Genomic DNA, 2,615 nt, shown 5'->3' with positions numbered 1-2,615 from the left:
TGTTGTGATATTCTAATATTGTGATCAGAAATCCTGTAGAATTCACCTCTAAACCGCTAACATTTCAGTGTTGAATTACGATTAACTCAAATCAGTAGCCAAATTTAACAAAAAAACTTCTACACGTTACGGATCATTGCTAAAAGTTATTGAGTAACAGGATAAAGTTGTGTCGATTTCGGAAACCGTCAAAGTCAAACTGAATTATGGTTATACCGGTGAATTTCAATGCGAAATTCCGGCCGAGAGGCTGATCTGGTATCATCGGGCACCTGCGCCACTGGAGAACGTCCTGCTGAAAACGCAGCAGGCGTTGAACAATCCGCTGGAACTTCCCCCGCTTAATTTAGCCATTGTTCCAGGCGATAAAATTACGGTCATTGTCGATGATCAGACACCCGCTGTCAGCGAAATCATCAATTCACTGTGGAACTATTTTGCTGGCTGCGGAATCGAAGCCGGTGATGTGACAATTCTCCAATCCCCATCAGCGCAGTCCGATCTTCAGCAGAAATTAAAAGACGCGGTTGCTCCGGAACTGCAGGAGAAGGCTCAGTGGATTACACATGACCCTGAAGCCAAAGAGACGCACGGTTATCTGGGAACTTCAGCGGGCGGGGAACGCATCTACCTCTCAAAGCATATACTGGAAGCGGACTTTATTCTTCCGATTGAACTGGTGGGTTATGATCCGCTGATCGGCTACGTGGGGGGAGACAGCTCGATTTATCCGGGATTTTCTTCTCAGGAAGCGATTGTCAAAAGCCGCGGTCAGTCGCATCGTGAACTGACGCCTGCAGAGAGCAGGCCGCTACGTCAGCTGATTGATGAAGTGGGCTGGATGCTCGGCCTGCAATACAGCCTGCAGGTGATTCCGGCATCCGGCTCGGGGGTTTCTGAAATTGTCTTCGGCAGCAGCGAAGCCGCCTTTCGAAAAAGCAAAGAACTTCTGGATCAGTATTGGAAACTGCAGCCGAGCTATAAATCAGAAGTGGTAGTGATCGCCGTCGAAGGTGGTCCGGCCGGTCACCATTGGAATCAACTGGGCAGTGTTCTGGAGACGGCCAGAAATCTGGTGACGCAGGATGGTCGCGTCGTGTTGCTCACTCAGATCGATGCCGAGTTCGGTGAAGGAATGCGGATTCTGTCAAGCTGTCATGAACCACTCGATGCCATCAAGCCTCTGCGAGACAGGCAGCCGAACGACCTGGTAACTGCAACCCAGATGGCGCTGACGGGTGACTGGGCATTGATCTCTCTGTTGAGCAAAGCCAGCAGTAATGACGTCGAGGACCTGTTTATCATTCCGATCGAAGATGAAGCCGAAGTCCAGCGCCTGCTGCAAACAGATGAAACCGTGACTTTTATCGCCTCTGCCCAGCATGCCTATGGGCAACTTAAAGAGGAGTAATTTTGGCTTAGGACTTCCGTCTTAACCGATCGGTAAACCTGCCGCTTTCAAAACGGATTCCTGAACGTGATAGTCATGCTCGTAGGAAAAATCGATATCCTTTTCGCGACGTATAATCCGCGCCATGTCGGCCACATCGTCGGTATAGCGGGTATAGCCCGGAAATTCGATGGTTTGCTGGCCTTTGCGATATTTACCTTTACCGTTGGCGAGGGTTAAGGTCGCAGCCGGTCTGCCGAACGGCTGGAGATGGAAGGTGCCTTCTGATCCACAGACCACAATATGCCGTCGATCGAAACCATTGACTTCATTACAACTGGATTTGACGGTTGCCAGCGCTTTGGGATAACGGAAGACCGCCAGCGTATTGTCCTGCAGCGTATCATCAATCGAGGACGCGTGCTGAGAGAACGGCGTGACCTGATCAGGCCTGCCTAGAATTTGTACGACCAGATCAATCACATGGCAACCCAGCTCGAACATCATCCCCCCAGGCTGTGGTTCCAGTTGGGCGCGGCTGGCTTTATCCATCTTTTTGCTGATGACCGTGTGCACTTCAAAGGGATCACCGAGCCAGCCTTTTTTCAGAAGATCTCGCAGCAACACAACTCCGGGGTTGTAACGGTACATATACCCCATCTGAAGCAGCAGATGTTTTTGCGCGGCCTGATCCAGAATCCGTTTGAAGTGCGGTAAAGAAAGTCCGGCTGGTTTATCAAGGTGAATGTGCTTGCCTGCAGCGATACAGGTTTCTGCGGTGGGCAGCAGGTCGGGGACCAGTGTTTCGACGGCAACGGCCTGCAAACCTTCGACATTCAACAGTTGTTCCTGCGTCAGGAAGGGCAGCCCCTGGTAAATTCCCGTTGATTCTGCATACTTTCGCAGCTTCGCATCGGGCTCCACGACACCGACCACTTCGTATTCTTCTGATTTACGAAAGGCCTGCATTTTCCCGCCGGCGTGGGGGTGCCCGACTCCAATCTGCCCAACTTTGATCTTGTTCACGATTGTGTTCCTTACAGTTGATATTCCGGATTACCTGACTTTTCCCTCATGCAATCACCGGATCGTTTCTGGCACCGTCTCTGCATCACTCCCCCAAAGCGGAAACAGGCAGAAAGCGGGAAAGTAATATGCTTGGTAAAATATGAACGATTCGCAACATCAATTGACTCACTGGAATGACAGGGGACAGGTGGGAGCC

Annotated in this window: 2 protein-coding genes; one reads left to right on the top strand and one right to left on the bottom strand. The window is 50.8% G+C overall.

Features of this window, described 5'->3' with window-relative positions:
• Positions 1-169 precede the first annotated feature (169 nt).
• Positions 170-1,411 (top strand): lactate racemase domain-containing protein, encoded by a 1,242-nt coding sequence (locus tag Q0294_RS07820; RefSeq protein ID WP_299462926.1) that lies wholly within the window; start codon positions 170-172, stop codon positions 1,409-1,411.
• Positions 1,412-1,432: 21 nt separating this feature from the next.
• On the opposite strand, the gene Q0294_RS07815 is transcribed toward Q0294_RS07820, so the two are convergent.
• On the bottom strand, positions 1,433-2,416 hold the full coding sequence (locus Q0294_RS07815; RefSeq protein WP_299462923.1) for a Gfo/Idh/MocA family oxidoreductase: 984 nt from the start codon (positions 2,414-2,416) through the stop codon (positions 1,433-1,435).
• Between the last annotated feature and the right edge of the window lie 199 nt (positions 2,417-2,615).

The sequence above is a fragment of the uncultured Gimesia sp. genome (genome assembly GCF_937919775.1).
Taxonomy (GTDB): domain Bacteria; phylum Planctomycetota; class Planctomycetia; order Planctomycetales; family Planctomycetaceae; genus Gimesia.
Note: the sequence above shows the minus strand (reverse complement) of the source record. Positions and strands in the feature narration are given on the sequence as shown.